Consider the following 19,259-nt stretch of genomic DNA (forward strand, 5'->3'; position numbering starts at 1 on the left):
CCGGGCACACGAGAGGGAAGTCATGACCGCTGAGGTGTTCTACGACGACGACGCCGACCTGGCCGTCATCCAGGGGCGGAAGGTCGCCGTGCTGGGGTACGGCAGCCAGGGCCACGCCCACGCGTTGTCGCTGCGCGACTCGGGTGTCGACGTCGTGATCGGCCTGCCGGAGGGTTCCAAGAGCCGGGCCAAGGCGCAGGAGCAGGGGCTGCGGGTGCTCGGTCCGGCCGAGGCGTCGGCCTGGGCCGACGTGATCATGGTGCTGGCGCCGGACACCGCGCAGCGCTCGCTCTACGCCGAGGCGATCGCGCCGAACCTGACCGCCGGCAAGGCGCTCTTCTTCGGCCACGGGCTGAACATCCGGTACGGGTTCATCACCCCGCCGGCCGACGTGGACGTGGCGATGGTGGCGCCGAAGGGCCCCGGGCACCTGGTCCGTCGGCAGTACGTCGACGGCAAGGGCGTGCCCTGCCTGGTCGCGGTCGAGCAGGACGCCAGCGGTGGTGCCTTCGGCCTCGCCCTGGCGTACGCCAAGGCGATCGGCGGCACCCGGGCCGGCGTGATCAAGACCACCTTCAAGGAGGAGACCGAGACCGACCTGTTCGGTGAGCAGGCGGTGCTCTGCGGCGGCGCGTCGGCGCTGGTGCAGACCGGGTTCGAGGTGCTGACCGAGGCCGGCTACGCGCCGGAGATCGCCTACTTCGAGTGCCTGCACGAGCTCAAGCTGATCGTGGACCTGATGTACGAGGGCGGCATCGCCCGGATGCGCTACAGCGTGTCGGACACCGCCGAGTACGGCGACTACTCCCGTGGCCCACGGGTGGTCGACGCCCGGGTCAAGGAGGAGATGCGCAAGATCCTCGCCGAGGTGCAGTCCGGGGAGTTCGCGCGGGAGTGGATCGCCGAGGACGACGCGGGCCGGCCGAACTTCGCCAAGTGGCGGGCCGAGGGCGCCGCGCACCCGATCGAGGAGACCGGGCGGAAGCTGCGCGGCATGATGAGCTGGGTCGACCGGCCGATCACCGAGACCGCCTGACGCCGGACAGAGCCCATCACCGACGGTGATCGGTGATGGGCTCTGTGCCTATCTCGGGGCGAGTTTCGTTACCGGAAGATTGCGGCTTCGGGTCGGTTTCGGGTAGTTGGTTTCCGACGCCGATAATTGACCTACGGTTACAGGTAGTTAATGGCCGCCTCGGGTAATGTGCCCCGCATGCGTCTGGAGCAATCGCACCGCACGGAGCGCTTCGGGGCCGTTCGCATCCATGAGCTTCAGCGTGTCATCGAGCTGGACTCGGGGGATGTCGCCGGTGACCGTGGCCGTGGGCTGGTCTCCCAGGAGGATATCCGGGCCGTCGAGCGGGACATGGTGGTGGTCATACCCTGCATGAATGAAACACGCAGGGTGATCGAAGGAGTGCTCTCCGGCATTCCGCACGACTGTTTGATCGTGCTCGTCTCGAACAGCGGCCGGCAGCCGGTGGACCGTTATGAAATCGAGGCCCATACCGTCGAGCAGTTCTGCCGGTCCGCGGACCGGCCGGCGATCACCGTGCACCAACGGGATCCAGGGCTGGCCGCGGCGATGAAAGCCGCTGGCATGCCGGAGTTGATCGACGAGAGCGGGCTGATCCGCACCGGCAAGGGCGAGGCCATGCTGATCGGCATGGCGGTCGCCGCGCTCACCGGGCGCCGGTACGTCGGCTACGTGGACGCCGACAACTACGTCCCCGGCGCGGTCCACGAATACTGCAAGGTGTACGCCGCTGGCCTGCACCTGGCCGACAGCCCGTATTCGATGGTCCGGATCTCCTGGCACTCCAAGCCCAAGCTGCGCGACGGCCGACTGTTCTTCAGCCGCCGGGGCCGCAGTTCGGAGATCACCAACGGGTTCCTGAACCGGCTGATCGCCGAGTACTCCGGCTTCGGCACCGAGGTGATCGCCACCGGCAACGCCGGCGAACACGCGCTCAGCCTCGACCTCGGCCTGCGGTTGCGGCTGGCCGGCGGTTTTGCGGTCGAGCCGTACGAGTACGTCGACCTGTTCGAACGCTTCGGTGGCATCCTGGACACCGACAGCCCCGAGGTGATGGCGCATTCGGTGCCGGTGCTGCAGGTGGAGACCCGCAACCCGCACTTCCACGACAACAAGGGCGAGGAGCACGTCCAGGGCATGCGGATGCAGGCGCTCAACGTGCTGTACCACTCCCCGGTGTGCCTGCCGGCGGTCCGCGAGGCGATCCTCGAGTTCATGATCGACCAGGGGTCGTTGTCGCCGGGTGCCGAGCCGCCTCGCGAACGGGTCTATCCGCCGGTCGGTTCGCTCGCCTTCGACCTGCTCTACGACACCCTGGAGGCGGAGGCCGGCACGTTCCGGCAGATCGGTGACGGCGGCATCGTCCGCAGCCGGATCCCCCGTCATCCGGTCAGTCCGGCACCGGCCGGCTGACGGTCCGGCGGCGGCAGGCGGAGTACGGCGTCGGTTGGCCGGGGGCGGGTGTTAGGTCTGATTTGTGAGGGCCCTCACCCCCGGCCCCGAGCCGCGCCGTCCACGGCTGCGCCTACGATCGCGGGTAGGCCGCCTCCGTGCCGGCGCGACACCCGGGCGGGGGAGCGTAGGGCGCAGAGCGGCGCCCCACCGCCGCAGATACCCGTCCCGGACGACTTTGAGGACCAATGAATCCTGTCGTACTGATCGCTGAAGAGCTCGCGCCCGCCGCAATCGACGTACTCGCTCATGACTTTGATGTCCGCCACGTCGACGGTACGGACCGTCCCGCCCTGCTCGCCGCGCTCGCCGACGCCCACGCGGTGATCGTGCGCAGCGCCACCCAGATCGACGCCGAGGCGTTGGCCGCCGCGCCCCAGCTGAAGGTGGTCGCCCGCGCCGGCGTCGGCCTGGACAACGTCGAGGTGCCGGCCGCCACCACCCGAGGCGTCATGGTGGTGAACGCACCCACCTCCAACATCGTCTCCGCGGCCGAGCAGGCGATCGCCCTGCTGCTCGCGGTGGCCCGCAACACCGCCAGCGCCAGCGCCGCGCTCAAGGCCGGCGAGTGGAAGCGGTCCAAGTACACCGGCGTGGAGCTGCAGGGCAAGACCGTCGGCGTGGTCGGGCTCGGCCGCATCGGTGTGCTGTTCGCGCAGCGGATCGCCGCGTTCGGCACCCGGCTGATCGCGTACGACCCGTACATCCAGCCGGCCCGCGCGGCGCAGCTCGGGGTTCGCCTGGTCGGACTGGAGGAGCTGCTCCGGGAGAGCGACTTCATCTCGATCCATCTGCCGAAGACCCCGGAGACGCTCGGCCTGATCGGCGAGAAGGAGCTGGCGATCGTCAAGCCCGGGGTCCGGATCGTCAACGCCGCCCGGGGCGGTCTCGTCGACGAGCAGGCGCTGGCCGACGCGTTGGCCGAGGGCCGGGTCGGTGGTGCCGGCGTCGACGTGTACGCGAAGGAGCCGTGCACCTCCTCGCCGCTGTTCGCCTTCGACAACGTGGTCGCCACCCCGCACCTGGGCGCCTCGACCGCCGAGGCGCAGGACAAGGCGGGTCTGGCCGTGGCCCGCAGCGTCAAGCTCGCGCTGCAGGGCGAATTCGTCCCCGACGCGGTGAACGTGCAGGCCGGCGGGGTGGTCGCCGAGGACGTCCGGCCGCTGCTGCCGCTGGCCGAGAAGTTGGGCAAGGTGTTCACCGCGGTCGCCGGGGTGGTCGCGGCCAGCGTCACCGTCGAGGTACGCGGCGAGGTCGTCGGCAACGAGGTGTCGGTGCTCAAGCTGGCCGCCACCAAGGGGCTGTTCAGCTCGGTGGTCGAGGAACAGGTCACCTACGTCAACGCGCCGCACCTGGCCGCCGACCGGGGCGTCGAGGTGGAGCTGGTCACCCACCCGGACACCGCCGACCAGCCCAACCTGGTCACCGTCCGGGGCGTGCTGCCCGACGGCGGTACGGCAAGTGTCTCCGGCACCGTGGTGCAGTCCGCCGGCCGGGACGTGGTCCGGCTGACCGAGGTCGACGGCTTCGACCTCGAGCTGTCCGCCGAGGGCATCCTGCTCTTCTTCCGGTACGCCGACCGGCCGGGCGTGGTCGGGACCATCGGCTCGATCCTCGGCGAGTCCAGTGTCAACATCGCCGCCATGCAGGTGGCCCGGCGGTCCGCCGGTGGCGAGGCGCTGATGACCCTCACCGTCGACTCCGCCGTCGGCGCGGAGTCGCTGCACAATGCCGCCAGCTCGATCGGGGCGACCGCGGCCAGCGCGGTGGATCTGCGCGAGGAGTGACCTGCCGGACGTGTCGTCCGGCTTCGGCGGTTCGGGGACCCGCGTCCCCGAACCGCCGCCCGCTCAGCGGGTCGACGCGCTGGCCGGCGGCGGATAGACCGAGCCGTCCTGCGGATCGAGCAGCAGCAGATCGTGTTCCTGAGCCAGCCGTTCGATGGTGAGCAGCACCTCGTCGGCGCAGGTCTGACGCAGGTTCATCTCGACGTGGTCGGTTGCGGTATGTAATGGGACCTTTGCCCAGGGACAGTCTTCTGTGGTGGAAGCGGCACCTTGATCCGGGTAACTGGCGGTCAGCGCGGCGTGGAAGGACGTGATCCGGCGGTCGGTCGCACCGTCGGCGTGCTCACCCTGCCGGCACAGTTCGTGTGCGGCGTGTACGTCCGCCGAGGTGGACTGATCGTCCAACGCCCATACGACTAGATCGAATGTCACGCCGCACAGCGTGCCATCCATCAGGGGGATCATTCCACCCAGTGCCGTGGCCGACAAGCAATGTCAGAGGAATTGGAACCTTGCGCCCGGTTGTGCGGAATCGATAGCGTGGCGGTGCGGTTGCTCAGGAGTTGCTCCGGTGCCGGTCGCGTCTTCGGGTGACGTTCCGGCCGGGCCGTGGTCTCTTAGGTGACTGCACCCCCGGTGCGCGAGCTGAGCGCACGTGTCGCCGGCCCGCTCCCGTGGTCATTTGCCGAGATCACGGGGGTGGGCCGCGCCAGGGGTCGATCGTCTTTCGCCGACCAGGTCCAGCACGTGGTAGCCGTCCACTGTGGGAAACCAGTCGCGGCCGGCGGGTCCGGCGGCGAACAGCGCGGTCGCGTAGCCGTCGGCCACCGTGAGGTCCGCGCCGATCACCATGGCGGCGCTGTCCCGCTCCACCACGGCCCCGGTGTGCGGGTCGACGACCTTCCGGCTGCCGGCGGTCAGTCCACTGGTCCCGATCGCTCCGTCCACCATGGTCACGGTGGTCGGCTGGCTGCCCGGCGTGGCACCGGCCGGGCTGTCGCCGGTGTCTGCGGACAGCGGCTGCTGCAGGGCGATCCGCCACGGTCCGCCGTGCGGGGCGCGTCCGCGTACCACCAGATCACCGCCGCTGACCACGGCGTAGTCGGTGATCCCGGCGGCGCGCAACCGACCAGCGGCCCGCTCGATGGCCCAGCCCTTGATCATGCCGGCCGGGTCGAACCCGCCGGGCACCGCCCACGGGTCGAACCAGCCCTCGGTGGCCACCCGCATCGCCTCGCACCGGTGCACGATGTCGGCCAGCGGCGGGTAGACCTCGGCCGCGACCTCACCCCGGCGCAGCAGCGAGACCAGGCTGTTCGGCCGCAGCGGACTGTACGTCACGTCGATCGCGCGCAGCTCCGCGACCGCGTCGCCGATCGCCTCGCTCAGCCCACGCCGGCCGATCCGTTCGCTGCCTACCAGAACGAGCTGGTACTCGGTGGTGGACGTGGCGACGGTGTGCCGGGCGACCAGCTGGCCGGCCGGGCGGTTGCCGTCCGTCGCCGTGGCGGTGCCGGACGTCCCGGTCGGGGTGCCGGACGTCCCGCTCGGGGTGTCGGCTCGCGGCGTCGGCCCGATCCGCAGATCGGGGGGTTCCGGCTGGGCGGCGCGGTACGCCAGCATTGTCGACTCTCCTTCGCCGGTGCCCGGATCCGGTCTTCACCTACAGTAGCCGCCCGAGGTAAGTATGGTGTTAAGCCCGGCTGTGTGCTCCCTGGGCGGCGCGGGACGTCGCGACCAGCGGGTAACGTCCGTATTCTGGGACCGACGTACCGATTTCCGGGACGATCGCTTAACGTGCGCTAGGCGGTCGACGGAGCAGACGAGGGAGTTGACGTGGCGATGGCGCGGATCGCGGTCGTGGCCGGCGACGGCATCGGATCCGAGGTGACCGCGCAGGCCCGGAAGGTCATCGACGCGGTGCTGCCCGGCGTCGAGGCGACCGAGTACGACCTCGGCGCCGCCCGCTACCACCGCACCGGCGAGGTGCTGCCCGACTCGGTGCTGGACGAACTCGCCGGTCACGACGCCATCCTGCTCGGCGCGGTCGGTGACCCCAGCGTCCCGCCCGGGGTGCTGGAGCGCGGCCTGCTGCTCAAGCTGCGGTTCGCCTTCGACCAGTACGTCAACCTGCGTCCGTCCCGGCTCTGGCCCGGCACCGCCAGCCCGCTCGGCGGCGTCAAGCCGGGCGAGATCGACTTCGTCGTGGTCCGCGAGGGCACCGAGGGCCTCTACACCGGGGCCGGCGGCACGATGCACCGCGACACCCCCGCCGAGGTCGCCACCGAGGAGAGCCTCAACACCCGGCACGGGGTGGAGCGGGTGATCCGGGACGCCTTCACCCGCGCCGCGCGCCGGGAGCGGCGCAAGGTCACCCTGGTGCACAAGACCAACGTGCTGACCCACGCCGGGTCGCTGTGGTCGCGGACCTTCGCCGCCGTCAAGGCCGACTTCCCGGACATCGAGACCGAGTACCAGCACGTCGACGCCGCGGCCATGTTCATGGTCACCCAGCCTCAGCGGTACGACGTGGTGGTCACCGACAACCTGTTCGGTGACATCCTGACCGACATCGCCGCCGCGGTGACCGGCGGCATCGGACTGGCGGCCAGCGGCTGCATCAACCCGGAACGCCGCTACCCGTCGATGTTCGAACCGGTACACGGCTCCGCGCCGGACATCGCTGGCAAGGGCGTCGCGGACCCGGTAGCCGCCGTGCTCTCCGCGTCGCTGCTGCTCGACCACCTCGGTCACCCTGAGTCGGCCGAGCGAGTAGCCAGGGCGGTCGCGGCCGAGCTGGCCTCCCGCGCTCCGGGAGCCGCGCTGCGTACCGCCGAGATCGGCGATCGGCTGGCCGCCCACGCCGTGGGCTGAGCCCAACCGGTCGACCCGCGTACCGCGCCGGTCGACCCTTGCCGGGGGCCGCACCGCGCGCCGACCGGCGTCCGCCCACACCACACGTGTCGGCGGGCCCAGGTCCGCGCCTGTCACCGCCAAGCCGTCAGTCCGGTACAGCACCGTCGACTACGCAGAGCTGCGCAGCTCGATTCGTCTGCCCGGTGCCGGTTGGCGTACCGACCGTACCTTCGCCGTGGGCACCCCTGCCGACGGCCAATCACCAGGTGGCGGACTTACCGGCCGCCGCGCCGGTTCCCGCTGAACGAACGTTCGGGGTAAGTTGCATGACACACAGCTTCGTCGCTTTCTCGCCATGGAGGTCAGCCCGATGATCGGCGGTGACAAACTCGAATTCGAGATCCGTCCGAATCCACACCCGGTAGCCGACGCGGAACGCGCCGCGCTGCTGGCCAATCCCGGGTTCGGTCAGATCTTCACCGACCACATGGTCACCGTCCGGTACGCCGAGGGCAAGGGCTGGTACGACGCCCGGGTGGAGCCACGGGCGCCGATCCCGATGGATCCGGCGACCGCGGTGCTGCACTACGCCCAGGAGATCTTCGAAGGACTCAAGGCCTACCACGCGGCGGATGGGGGAGTGACCCTGTTCCGGCCGGACGCCAACGCGGCGAGGTTCATCGCCTCCGGCGCCCGGATGGCCATGCCGGCCCTGCCGGAGCAGGTCTTCCTCGACTCGTTGCGGCACCTGATCACAATTGATCGACAGTGGATTCCGGCCGGCGATGACGGCAGCCTCTACCTGCGACCGTTCATGTTCGCCAGTGAGGTCTTCCTCGGTGTCCGGCCGGCCCGCGAATACCTCTACGCGGTGATCGCCTCACCAGTCGGCTCCTACTTCTCCGGTGGGGTCAAACCGGTGACGGTCTGGGCGTCGTCGGTCTACACCCGGGCCGCGCCGGGTGGCACCGGAGCCGCGAAGTGCGGGGGTAACTACGCCGCCTCACTGGTGGCCCAGGCGGAGGCGATCGAGCACGGCTGCGACCAGGTGGTCTTCCTCGACGCGGTGCAACGGCAGTACGTCGACGAACTCGGCGGCATGAACGTCTTCTTCGTCTACGACGACGGTTCGCTGGTCACCCCGCCGCTGACCGGCGCGATCCTGCCGGGCATCACCCGCGAGTCGGTGATCACCCTGGCCCGCCGGGCCGGTCACCAGGTCGTGGAACAGCCGGTCAGCCTGGCCCAGTGGCAGGCCGACGCGGCCAGCGGCCGACTGCGTGAGGCGTTCGCCTGCGGCACCGCCGCGGTGATCACCCCGATCGGCCGGGTCCGCTCGGCCGACGGCGAGTTCACCGTCGCCGACGGTGGGCCCGGGGAGGTCACCATGGCGCTGCGGCAGAGCCTGGTGGACCTGCAGCGGGGCCGGGGCACCGACCCGGACGGCTGGGTGCACCGGGTCTTCTGACCAGTGCCGTGACGCGGTGGCCCGGCCCGGGTCACCGCGTCGGTCCGGCCCAGGTCACTGCGTCAACAGATGGGCGCGCAGCTCGGTGATCCGGTCTGCGGACAGCCCAGCGGTGCGCAGGTAACCCTCGACCGAGCCGTGCCGCTGCCGCAGCTCGGTGAGGAACGTCTGCATCGCCTCGGCCGGGCAGGAGAAGAACGGCACCGGCACCAGATGGTCGTTGCCGGCCTGGGTACGCAGCCAGGCGAGCAGCCGTTCGCTGCCGGCGTTGCTCAACGCGTAGTCCTCGGCGATCACCGAGTCCCGGACCCCGAGCAGGGACAGCGTCATCGCGCAGACCAGCCCGGTGCGGTCCTTGCCGGCCATGCAGTGCACCACCGCCGGTGCGGTCTGCGCCTCGGCCAGCAGTGAGATCGCCGCGACGAAACCGTCCGCGGCCTGTTCGGTCAGATCGTGGTAGCGGTCGGCCAGGTAGCGGGCGGCACCCTGCTCCGGCTGGTAGGGGATCTCGCCCCAGTCCTGGTGCCGCAGATGGATGTTGTGGTACTCGAAGCCGTCCGCCGGCGGGATCCGTCCGTACGTCTCGACTTCGTGCGGCCGGCGCAGGTCGATCACGGTCCGTACGCCGAGTGCGTCGAACGCCGCCGCGTCGTCGGTGTCGAGCCGGTGCGGCGAGTCGGCCCGGTAGATCCGCTGCCAGCGGACCGTACGGCCGTCCAGCCCCGGGTAGCCCCCGATGTCGCGGAAGTTGAACATGGTCGCGAAGGCCAACGAGCGGGTGGCGGCGGCAGTCATGAGTTCTACGGTAGCCAGCCCGACCGACACCGGTAAACGGTGCGGTGGCCGGCACCACGTGGTGCCGGCCACCGCACCGGTTGGCTGGGCCGTCACCGGGTCAGATGATCCGGCCCGGTGCCATCGGCGGGACCGGGGTGCCGGTGGCACCGCCGTAGTAGGCGCTCAGCTTGTCGCGGTACGCCGGATCCGTCGCACTGGTCTCGTCGTACTCGGGGGCGTCCTTGATCTGGCCCTTGTCGCGGTCGACATAGACCTTCTGCGCGTCGTGGTCGACGTGGTTGACCACCCCGGCGGGCAGCATCACCTTCCGGCCGAAGATCCACGGCCCGGTGTCGACCACCAGATGGCTGCCGCCCACCTCCTCGGTGGCGGAGTCGATCTTGCCGATGCCGCCGTCGGTCGCCTCGACGTGGTAGCCGGCCAGGTTGGCGCCGTCGACCCCCGCGTCGTCGCGGTAGCGCCACGGGGCGAACGTGCCGGCCGGGGTACCGCCCACGACGTCGCCCTGACCACCGGCCGGCCCCGTCAGCGCGGTGTGTTGCGGATCGAGCCTGTCCATCGGAGGTCACTCCTTCACTCGGCGGAACTGACTGCGTCGTCGTCCCAGGAATACCCATGGCGCTCGATCGGTACACCTGACCTCGGACGATCCCGCTGTCCCGCGATGTGGATTCGACTACCGGTCCGGGCGCGGTCGGTGGCAAAGTACCCTGCGTGACTCGCCTCGTACTCATTATTGGCAGCTAGCGCGCCCGGCAACCGTCCGCCGAGCGCGCAGACCTCCCGCATCCGCGGGGGGTCTTTTTGTTGGCCGTACGAGGTCGGCCGGACGAGCGGGTGAGGACGGCCCGGCGCGAGCAGCGGGTGGTACGGGATGTCCGTCGAAAGGATCGAGATGACTTTCCAGGTCTATGACACGACTCTGCGCGACGGTGCGCAGCGTGAGGGCATCAGCTACTCGGTGGTCGACAAACTCGCCGTCGCGCGGCTGCTGGACGACTTCGGCGTCGGCTTCATCGAGGGCGGCTGGCCCGGTGCGATGCCGAAGGACACCGAGTTCTTCCGCAGAGCCCGCACCGAACTCGACCTGCGGCACGCCGTACTCGTCGCGTTCGGTGCCACCCGCAAGGCCGGCGTCAAGGTCGCCGACGACCCGCAGGTACGGGCCCTGCTGGACGCCGAGACGCCAGCGGTCTGCCTGGTCGCCAAGTCCGACATCCGGCACGTCGAGCGGGCGCTGCGCACCACCGGTGCGGAGAACCTGGCGATGGTCACCGACACGGTCGCGCACTTCGTCGCCGAGGGCCGGCGGGTCTTCCTCGACTGCGAACACTTCTTCGACGGCTTCCGGCACGACCCGGCGTACACCGCCTCGGTGGTCAGCGCGGCGGCCGCCGCCGGCGCCGAGGTCGTGGTGATGTGCGACACCAACGGCGGGATGCTGCCGTCGCAGATCGGCGCGGCGATCGCCGACCTTCTCGACCGGACCGGGCTGAGCGCCGACCGGCTCGGCATCCACTGCCAGAACGACACCTCCTGCGCGGTGGCCAACACCATCGCCGCCGTCGAGGCCGGCGTCCGGCACTTCCAGGGCACCGCCAACGGGTACGGCGAACGCCCCGGCAACGCCGACCTGTTCGCAGTCGTCGCCAACCTGCAACTCAAGCTCGGGCTGCCGGTCCTACCGGACGGCTGCCTGGAACAGATGGTGCGCGTCTCGCACGCCATCGCGGAGATCGCCAACATCGCCCCCGATACCCACCAGGCCTACGTCGGGGCAGCCGCCTTCGCCCACAAGGCGGGGCTGCACGCGAGTGCGATCAAAGTGGATCCGTTGCTGTACAACCACGTCGACCCGTCGGTCGTCGGCAACGACATGCGGATCCTGGTGACCGAGATGGCCGGCCGGGCCAGCATCGAGTTGAAGAGCCGTGAACTCGGTGTCGACCTGGCCGGCCATCCGGACGCGCTGTCCCGGGTCACCAAGCGGGTCAAGGAGCTGGAGGCCGGCGGCTGGTCCTTCGAAGCCGCCGACGCCTCGTTCGAGCTGCTGGTCCGCTCCGAGTTGGCGGCCGACACCGGTGCCGTCACCACCCGGCCGTTCGCCCTGGAGTCCTACCGGGTGCTGGTGGAGCACCGCGAGGACGGCGCGGTGGTCTCCGAGGCCACCGTCAAGGTCCGGGTACGCGGCGAGCGGGTGATCGCCACCGCCGAGGGCAACGGCCCGGTCAACGCCCTCGACGAGGCGTTGCGGGTGGCGCTGCGCAGCCACTACCCGGACCTGGCCGACTTCCGGTTGGCCGACTACAAGGTGCGGATCCTGGAAGGCAGCCAGGGCACCGGGGCGATCACCCGGGTGCTGGTGGAGACGGTCGACGGCAACGCCCGGGACTGGACCACCGTCGGGGTGCACGAGAACGTGGTCGAGGCCAGCTGGCACGCCCTGGTCGACGCGCTCACCTACGGACTGGCCCGCAGCCGGACCATCACCGGCGTCTGACCTGCCCGGCCCGGGGCCAACGGTGACCTGCCCTGGCCCCGGGCCGACCTGCCGTGGCCCCGGGCCGACCTGCCCTGGCCCCGGGCGGGCGGTCCGGGTCAAGCGGCTGGCAGCACCAGTCCGGCGACGACCATCCGGTGGTCGCTGCCGGGCACCCGGTGCACGGTCACCGACCGCACCCCGATCCGGCCGTCCACCAGCACCCGGTCCAGCGTCACCGGCGGGATCGGGCTACCGCTGTACGGCCCCCAGGTGCCGACCAGCCCGTTGCCGGTCGCGTCGGCGGCGTCGACGTAGCCGGTGGCGATCAGCCGGCGCAGCGCCGCGTGGTCCAGGGTGGCGTTGAAGTCGCCGGCCAGGATTCGCGGCGGGCCCTGCGGGTCGGGGCGGGGCTGCCCGGCCAGGTCGGCCCGCCACGACGGCAGGGTGTGCAGCGCGAACGGCGCCATCGGGTGCGCCGACTCGACCAGCACCGGCCCGCTGCCCGGCGGGCGGACCGTGCCGTACGACTGGGCGAAGCCGCCCACGTTGCGCCGTACCCCGTCGTCGGTGACCGGCCAGCGCGCGTAGACCGCCGACCCGGTGGTCCCCACCTCCGGATCGGCCCGGCGGTACGGCAACAGGTCGCCGACGCCGAGCCGGTCCAGCTCGGCCTCGGCCGCCGGAGTGAACTCCTGCATCGCCAGCACGTCCACCCGCTCCCGGCGCAGCAACTCCATCAGCACCGTCAGGTCCGCCGCCCCGGCCAGCAGGTTCGCCGTGGCGACCCGGACCGTGACCCCGTCGGCGGCGGTCGCGGTCCGGCCGCCGTCCGGCACCGCCCGGGGCAGCACCGCGACGGCCAACGACACCACCGCCAGCAGCGCGGCGCCGCTCGCCCACCACCGCCGGGACCAGACCGCCACCGCCAGCGGGACAACCGTCCACGCCGCCACGTACGGGGTGAACGCGAGCAGCTGCACCAGCGGGCCGTACTCCCAGCCGGCCAGCCGCAGCACCGCCCAGAGCAGCCCCGGCAGCACCACCGGCCACATCAGCCAACCGGCCGGCCGGCGTCTGGTGCTGGCCGGGGGTTGCGGGGTGGGGCTGGTCTGCGACGCGCTCACGCCGGAACGGTATCCGGTGTGTCCGGTGTCGGTCGTGCCACCCCGGTTCGGTGTCGTCGTACCACCCCGGCTGGTCAATCACCCGGTCGGAGACGGATCCCGGCGTTAGAACGGCCCGATCCGGGGCACTCCCCGGCCGGCGCCGCAGTGGCCCCGCACCGCGGGGCCGACCGGCGATTGGCGACCAGCGTCAAGGACGGTGCGATGACGACGACCGAGCCACAAGTCAGTACGGAACAGCCAGCCGACGCCACTCCGGCCGCAGCCGCGCTGGAGCAGGCGCTGTTCGAGGTCAAACGGGTGATCGTCGGGCAGGACCGGCTGGTCGAGCGGCTGCTCACCGCGTTGCTCGCTAACGGGCACTGCCTACTGGAGGGCGTACCGGGGATCGCCAAGACCCTCGCGGCGCAGACCCTCGCGGTCGCCGTCGGCGGCAGCTTCTCCCGGATCCAGTTCACCCCCGACCTGGTGCCCTCCGACATCGTCGGCACCCGGATCTACCGGGCGTCGACCGAGTCGTTCGACGTCGAGCTCGGACCGGTGATGGCCAACCTGGTGCTCGCCGACGAGATCAACCGGGCGCCGGCCAAGGTGCAGTCGGCGCTGCTCGAGGCGATGGCCGAGCGGCAGGTCTCGATCGGCGGCCGCAGCTACCCGGTGCCGGACCCGTTCCTGGTGCTGGCCACCCAGAACCCGATCGAGTCCGAGGGGGTATACCAGCTTCCGGAGGCGCAACGCGACCGGTTCCTGATGAAGGTCGTGGTCGACTACCCGACCGACGAGGAGGAGCTCGGCATCCTCTACCGGATGGGAGTGGACCGCCCGCAGCCCCGCCAGGTGCTGGACGCGGCCACCCTGTGCGCCATGCAGCAGCAGGCCCGGGAGGTGTTCGTCCACCACGCGCTGGCCGAGTACATCGTCCGGCTGGTGCTGGCCACCCGCCGCCCGCAACTGTTCGGGCTGCCGGAGCTGACCGGGCTGCTGGCGTACGGTGCCAGCCCGCGCGCCACCCTCGGCCTGGTCGCCGCCGCCCGGGGCCTGGCGTTGCTGCGCGGCCGCGACTACGTGCTGCCCGAGGACGTCCGGGAACTCGCCACCGACGTGCTCGCCCACCGGCTGGTGCTCTCCTTCGACGCGGTCGCGGACGGCGTCGACGCCGGGTCGATCGTCCGCCGGCTGATCCAGGTGGTCCCGCCGCCGCGGATCGCGCCGGCCCACGACCAGCGCCCCGGACTGGCGGCCGTCGCGTGACCGGCGACGGCCCGCTCGGCCCGGCCACCCTGCCGGAGCTGACCCCACCGGAGACGCTGCGCCGGCTGGAGCTGACCGTCACCCGGCGGCTCGACGGCCTGCTGCACGGCCAGCACCTGGGCCTGCTGCCCGGCGCCGGCAGCGAACCCGCCGGCAGCCGGGAGTACCGGCCCGGTGAGGACGAGGTACGCCGGATGGACTGGGCGGTCACCGCCCGGACCACCGTGCCGCACGTCCGCGAGGTCGACGCCGACCGGGAGCTGACCTGCTGGCTGCTGGTCGACGGGACGGCCAGCATGGACTTCGGCACCGGCGAGCTGGAGAAGCGGGAACTGGCGGTGGCGGCGGTCGCCGCGGTCGGCTTCCTGACCGCCGGCACCGGCAACGCGGTCGGGGCGCAGGTGATCGGGGCGGGCGGGATCCGTCGGTTCCCGGCCCGGACCGGCCGGGACCATCTGCTGCATCTGCTCCGTGCGCTGCTCACGGCGCCCCGGGTACCGGCCGGCGGGTCCGGCCGGGACGCGCCGCCGCCGCTGGCCGACGGGATCGACGGGCTCCGGCGGGCGGCCACCCGGCGTGGGCTGGCGGTGGTGGTCTCCGACTTCTTGGACGGACTGCCGGACGATCCGGCCGGCCGGCCGGACTGGGAACGGTCGCTGCGCCGGCTCGCCGCCGGGCACCAGGTGCTGGCGATCGAGGTGACCGACCCCCGGGAACTCGACCTGCCCGACGTCGGGGTGATCACCGTCGAGGACCCGGAGACCGGCCGCCGCCGGGAGATCAGCACCGCCAGCCAGGACCTGCGGCGACGGTACGCCGAGGCCGCCGCCGAACAGCGTGGCCAGGTGGCCGGGGCGATCCGCCGGGCCGGCGCGGCCCATCTGGCGCTGCGCACCGACCGGGACTGGGTGGCCGACATCGTCCGGCACGTGCACCGCCAACGGCAACTGGCCGGCTGCCCACCGGCCCGTCCCGCCCCGGTACCGGCAGGAGGACTCTGATGACCTGGCAGTCCCCGGAGCGGCTGTGGCTGCTCGCCGCGGTTGCCGCGCTGGCCGGCGGTTACCTGCTGATGCAACGGCGCGGTGCCCGGTACGCGGTCCGGTTCACCAACCTGCGGCTGCTGGACCGGGTGGCACCGCAGCGTCCGGCCTGGCGTCGGCATCTGCCGGCCGGCCTGTTCCTGGCGATGCTGGCGCTGCTGGTGGCCGGGTTCGCCCGGCCGATGGACGAGGTCCGGGTGCCCCGGGAACGGGCCACGGTGATGGTGGCGGTGGACGTGTCCACCTCGATGCTGGCCAACGACGTACGACCGGACCGGCTGAGCGCGGCCAAACGGTCGGCGCACGAGTTCGTCGACGACCTGCCGGCGCAGTTCAACGTCGGCCTGGTGGCGTTCGCCGGCAACGCCTCGGTGCTGGTGGGGCCGGGCACCGACCGGGAGGCGCTGGGCGCCGGCATCGACCGGCTCGCCGAGGGGATCACCGGGGCCCAGGGCACCGCCATCGGCGAGGCGATCAAGACGTCGTTGGAGGCGATCCGGTCGCTGGACGCGCAGGCCGCCGAGGAGGTGCCGCCGGCCCGGATCGTGCTGCTGTCCGACGGGGCGAACACCTCCGGGCGGTCGCCGGAGTCGGCGGCGGCCGAGGCGGTGGAGGCCGGGATCCCGATCGACACCATTTCGGTCGGGACCGCCGCCGGATACATCGACTACGGCGGCGGCCGGCCGCTGCGGGTGCCGGTGGACGGCGAGAATCTCGAAGCGGTGGCCGAGTTGACCGGCGGCGCCTACCACGAGGCGGCCAGCAGCAGTCAGTTGAGCGCGGTCTACGCCGACATCGGCACCTCGGTCGGCTACCGGTTGGAGCTGGCCGACGTGTCGGCCCGGTTCATCGGATTCGGGCTACTGCTCGCCGTGGCCGCCGCCGGGACCTCGCTGTTGTGGTTCTCCCGGCTGCCCTGACCCGCGCCACCCCGACCGCGCCACCCCCGCGCGAGACCCGATCTGGACCTGTGGAGGAGGAGCCCGATGTCTGTGCCTACCGGGCTGGGCGAGCCGCGTGGCCCGTGGTTCGTCTCGCCGGACGCGGACCGCTGGCCGGGGCTGGACGGCTCCGCCGTACCGCCGGCACCGACCCCGCCGCGACGGTGGCGCCGCCGGCTGCTGACCGTCGCCGCGGTGCTCACCCTGTCGGCGGCGTCCGGCGGGCTGGCCGGCGCGGTGGTCGCCGGCTGGGGCGGCGACGCGGGACAGCCGGCGGCGCTGCCGTCGCCGTCGGCCACCCCCGGGGTGTCGCCGGATCTGGTGGCGGCGGCGGCCAAGGTGCTGCCCGGCGTGGTGTCGGTCCAGGTCGAACGGGGCAGCATGATCTCCGGTGGGTCCGGCTTTGCGATCGACGACCAGCATCACATCATCACCAACGACCACATTCTGGACGGCGACAGCGAACCGGGGACTCCGCTCAACGGCCATCAGGTCAGCGTCGTCGCCCAGGACGGTCGGCGGCTCGTCGCCGAGGTGGTCGGCCGGGACCCGGGCAGCGACATCGCGGTGCTGCGGGTGCCGTCGTCCGCCGGTCTTCGTCCGCTGGCCCTGGCCCAGCCCGGCGCCACCCAGGTCGGAGAGTCGGTCCTGGCGGTCGGCTCCCCGCTCGGCCTGTCCGGCACGGTCACCGCCGGGATCGTCAGCGCCCTGGACCGTGAGGTGATGCTCGGCAACGGCGGGCGGCAGACCGCGGTGCAGACCGACGCGTCGATCAACCCCGGCAACTCGGGCGGGCCGCTGGTCAACGTCGACGGCGAGGTGATCGGGGTGAACACCGCCATCGCCACGTTGGAGGGTGTCGGGTCGATCGGCATCGGCTTCGCCATCCCGATCCACCGGGCCGAGCAGACGGCCGACGAGATCATCCGGCGGGGCGGCTGACCACCGCGCAGGTGGTCGGTGCCGAGGGCGGCGGTACTGTCGGATGATGGCGGCAGGCGAGATGCGGGTCACCGACTCGGTGGTGATCCCGGCGGGCGAGTTGACCGAGCGGTTCTCCCGTTCGTCCGGACCCGGCGGCCAGGGCGTCAACACGGCGGACTCGCGGGTCGAGCTGTCGTTCGACGTCGCCGGCTCGGCCGCGCTGCCGCCGTGGCTGCGCCAGCGGGCGGTGCAGCGGCTGGCCAACCGACTGGTCGGTGGGGTGCTGACGGTCACCGCCAGCGAGCACCGCAACCAGTTGGCGAATCGGGCCGCGGCCCGGGACCGGTTGTCCGCGCTGCTGCGGGAGGCGATCGCGCCGCCGGCGCCGCCGCGTCGGCCGACCCGGCCGTCCCGGGCGGCGAAGGAACGGCGGATCAGCGACAAGAAGCGCCGGGCGCAGACGAAGCGTCTGCGCCGCGGCGATCCTGACTGACCCGGTACGTGGCCCGGCCAGCTATTCGGCCCGTCAGCTATTCGGCCCGGTCAGCACCAGCAGGCGTTGGCCCAGCTGTCGGTGGACCAGAAGTGCGAACCCCAGTCGCCCGGCGTCCACGATCCGGTGGACCAGAAGTGGCTCGACCAGGCGGGGTCCACCCACGACCCGGAGCCGTCCCAGGACGGCGAGGTCCAGACCGCGCCACCCCAGGTGCGACTGGCCCAGGAGGTGCCGGTCCAGCCGTCCGCGGCCATCCGATGGCCCAGCCAGACGCCGCCGGACCAGGCGGTCCGGGCCGCGGACTGGCTGGCCCAGGCCGGGCTGCTGAACGGGCCGAAGATGCTCTGCTCGCCCTGCAGTGTCACGTTGTTGCGGACCACTCGGCTGGTGCCCCGGGACGCGTCGATCGGGCCGTGGCCGTCGGACCTGGTCCACTGCTGCGGCTGCCACACCGGGGTGTAGGTCAGCGCCGCGTTCAGGTTGATGCTGCGCAGGCCGAGGTTCGCGCCCCCGCCGGTGGGTAGGAAGGTACCGCTCTCCACCAGCACCTGCTTGACCTCGTCGGCGGTGAGCCACGGCTTGGCCTGCAGCAGCAGCGCGGCGACGGCCGAGGTGACCGCGACCGCCTGCGAGGTGCCGGTGCCCCGGAAAAGGGTGCTGCCGACCCGGGCGCCGGGGTAGTGGTTGTCGACGTTGGAGCCTGGGTTGCGCAGCGACAGTACCGATTCGCCGGGGGCCAGCAGATCCAGTTGCCGGCCGGCCGTGGCGAGGTTGGTGAACGGCGCGAGCTCGTCGTCGGCGGTGGTCAGCGTGCCCTTGGTCAGACTGGCGCCGACCGTGATGACGTACGGGTTGGTCGCCGGATTGTCCAGCCGACCGAACCCGTTGCCGTCGTTGCCGGCGGCCGCCACGACCACGATCCCGGCGTGCCATGCCTGTTCGACGGCGAAGTGCAGCGGATCGGTCCAGAAGGCCGGGTTGCCGGCGGAGCCGTACGCCAGGTTCAGTACCCGGATCGGATGGGTGGGGTCGTGGTTGCGGTTGGCGACGACCCAGTCGACCGCCGCGATGACCTGTGAGACGTCGACCGCGCCGTTGGCCGTACCGACCTTGACCGAGGTCAGTTTCGCCTTCGGCGCCAGCCCGCGCGCGCCGCTGGTCGGATCGTCGCCGATCAGTACGCCGGCGAGGTGGGTGCCGTGCCCGTAGGTGTCGAGCCAGCGCAGATTCGTCGCCTGCGACTCGAAGGACAGGTCCGGGCCGTTGACCAGCCGGTTCGCCGGTAGGCCGGGGACCGGTACCACCCCGGTGTCGATCATCGCAATGCCGATCCCGGTGCCGTCCAGTGCCGCCGTCGCCGGGGTGTCCGCACCGACGATGCTGCGCACGTCGGCCAGCGAGGTGCCCTGGCCGATGCCGGGGGAGCCGTTCCACAGGCTGGCGAAGCCCCCGGCCGGTACACCGTCCGGTGCGCCGGCCGGCCGCGCCGCCGGCCCGCCTGCCACGGTGGCGGCGAGCACCACGACCGTCGACAGTGCAGCGATTTGTTTTCGGTATCCGCGCTGTTCGCGTACAGCGCTTATCGTCGGCACCGGTGCGAT

The 19,259-nt window shown here is 71.8% G+C and carries 17 protein-coding genes; 11 read left to right on the plus strand and 6 right to left on the minus strand.

Annotated elements, in window-relative coordinates; translation table 11 throughout:
* Window positions 1-22: 22 nt before the first annotated feature.
* The 3 genes from ilvC to serA all read left to right on the plus strand — a co-directional run bounded on the left by ilvC (window position 23) and on the right by serA (window position 4,275).
* The gene (gene ilvC / locus ACN27J_RS30705; RefSeq protein WP_278167703.1) at window positions 23-1,036 is read left to right on the plus strand and encodes a ketol-acid reductoisomerase; all 1,014 of its coding nucleotides are present in this window, start codon (window positions 23-25) and stop codon (window positions 1,034-1,036) included.
* A gap of 177 nt (window positions 1,037-1,213) precedes the next feature.
* Window positions 1,214-2,449: a mannosyl-3-phosphoglycerate synthase gene (gene mpgS, locus ACN27J_RS30710; RefSeq protein ID WP_421371622.1), complete on the plus strand. Its 1,236-nt coding sequence runs from the start codon at window positions 1,214-1,216 to the stop codon at window positions 2,447-2,449.
* Window positions 2,450-2,676: 227 nt separating this feature from the next.
* Complete coding sequence (gene serA, locus ACN27J_RS30715; protein ID WP_421371624.1) at window positions 2,677-4,275, plus strand: phosphoglycerate dehydrogenase; 1,599 nt, start codon at window positions 2,677-2,679, stop codon at window positions 4,273-4,275.
* Window positions 4,276-4,338: 63 nt separating this feature from the next.
* Here serA and ACN27J_RS30720 read toward each other — a convergent pair whose 3' ends face one another.
* Window positions 4,339-4,707, minus strand: a complete 369-nt coding sequence (locus ACN27J_RS30720; RefSeq protein WP_278167706.1) for a hypothetical protein — start codon at window positions 4,705-4,707, stop codon at window positions 4,339-4,341.
* Window positions 4,708-4,953: 246 nt separating this feature from the next.
* Window positions 4,954-5,898 carry an FAD:protein FMN transferase gene (locus ACN27J_RS30725; RefSeq protein ID WP_421371626.1) on the minus strand — a complete coding sequence of 315 codons (945 nt, stop codon included), beginning with the start codon at window positions 5,896-5,898 and terminating at the stop codon, window positions 4,954-4,956.
* 219 nt (window positions 5,899-6,117) lie between these two features.
* Between ACN27J_RS30725 and ACN27J_RS30730 the strand changes: the two genes are divergently transcribed.
* Together ACN27J_RS30730 and ACN27J_RS30735 are read left to right on the plus strand one after the other, a co-directional pair.
* The gene (locus ACN27J_RS30730; protein WP_421372623.1) at window positions 6,118-7,149 is read left to right on the plus strand and encodes a 3-isopropylmalate dehydrogenase; all 1,032 of its coding nucleotides are present in this window, start codon (window positions 6,118-6,120) and stop codon (window positions 7,147-7,149) included.
* 352 nt (window positions 7,150-7,501) lie between these two features.
* A complete protein-coding gene (locus ACN27J_RS30735) occupies window positions 7,502-8,599 on the plus strand; it encodes a branched-chain amino acid aminotransferase (RefSeq protein WP_278174406.1) in 1,098 nt (365 codons plus the stop codon).
* Window positions 8,600-8,653: 54 nt separating this feature from the next.
* Here the strand turns inward: ACN27J_RS30735 and ACN27J_RS30740 are convergent, their stop codons facing one another.
* Complete coding sequence (locus ACN27J_RS30740) at window positions 8,654-9,394, minus strand: tyrosine-protein phosphatase (RefSeq protein ID WP_421371628.1); 741 nt, start codon at window positions 9,392-9,394, stop codon at window positions 8,654-8,656.
* Window positions 9,395-9,494: 100 nt separating this feature from the next.
* A complete protein-coding gene (locus tag ACN27J_RS30745) occupies window positions 9,495-9,956 on the minus strand; it encodes a PRC-barrel domain containing protein (RefSeq protein ID WP_421371629.1) in 462 nt (153 codons plus the stop codon).
* A gap of 336 nt (window positions 9,957-10,292) precedes the next feature.
* On the opposite strand from ACN27J_RS30745, the gene cimA reads away from it, so the two are divergent.
* A complete protein-coding gene (gene cimA / locus ACN27J_RS30750; protein WP_421372627.1) occupies window positions 10,293-11,897 on the plus strand; it encodes a citramalate synthase in 1,605 nt (534 codons plus the stop codon).
* A 98-nt stretch (window positions 11,898-11,995) separates the two neighbouring features.
* Here cimA and ACN27J_RS30755 read toward each other — a convergent pair whose 3' ends face one another.
* On the minus strand, window positions 11,996-12,931 hold the full coding sequence (locus tag ACN27J_RS30755) for an endonuclease/exonuclease/phosphatase family protein (protein WP_421372629.1): 936 nt from the start codon (window positions 12,929-12,931) through the stop codon (window positions 11,996-11,998).
* A gap of 276 nt (window positions 12,932-13,207) precedes the next feature.
* On the opposite strand from ACN27J_RS30755, the gene ACN27J_RS30760 reads away from it, so the two are divergent.
* The 5 genes from ACN27J_RS30760 to arfB all read left to right on the plus strand — a co-directional run bounded on the left by ACN27J_RS30760 (window position 13,208) and on the right by arfB (window position 17,655).
* On the plus strand, window positions 13,208-14,254 hold the full coding sequence (locus ACN27J_RS30760) for an AAA family ATPase (RefSeq protein WP_123600426.1): 1,047 nt from the start codon (window positions 13,208-13,210) through the stop codon (window positions 14,252-14,254).
* A complete protein-coding gene (locus ACN27J_RS30765) occupies window positions 14,251-15,255 on the plus strand; it encodes a DUF58 domain-containing protein (RefSeq protein ID WP_421371631.1) in 1,005 nt (334 codons plus the stop codon). Before ACN27J_RS30760 ends, ACN27J_RS30765 begins: the two co-directional genes overlap by 4 nt.
* A complete protein-coding gene (locus tag ACN27J_RS30770) occupies window positions 15,255-16,217 on the plus strand; it encodes a VWA domain-containing protein (RefSeq protein ID WP_278167714.1) in 963 nt (320 codons plus the stop codon). The genes ACN27J_RS30765 and ACN27J_RS30770 overlap by 1 nt, the downstream gene beginning before the upstream one ends.
* Window positions 16,218-16,283: 66 nt before the next feature.
* Window positions 16,284-17,180, plus strand: a complete 897-nt coding sequence (locus ACN27J_RS30775) for a S1C family serine protease (RefSeq protein WP_421371633.1) — start codon at window positions 16,284-16,286, stop codon at window positions 17,178-17,180.
* Window positions 17,181-17,226: 46 nt separating this feature from the next.
* Entirely contained in the window at window positions 17,227-17,655 is a 429-nt protein-coding gene (arfB, locus tag ACN27J_RS30780) for an alternative ribosome rescue aminoacyl-tRNA hydrolase ArfB (protein ID WP_421371635.1), read from the plus strand.
* Window positions 17,656-17,705: 50 nt separating this feature from the next.
* Here the strand turns inward: arfB and ACN27J_RS30785 are convergent, their stop codons facing one another.
* Window positions 17,706-19,250, minus strand: coding sequence for a S8 family serine peptidase (locus ACN27J_RS30785; RefSeq protein ID WP_421371637.1), 1,545 nt, complete (start codon window positions 19,248-19,250; stop codon window positions 17,706-17,708).
* Window positions 19,251-19,259: the final 9 nt, after the last annotated feature.

It is taken from the genome of Solwaraspora sp. WMMB762 (assembly GCF_049179115.1).
Classification (GTDB): Bacteria; Actinomycetota; Actinomycetes; order Mycobacteriales; family Micromonosporaceae; genus Micromonospora_E.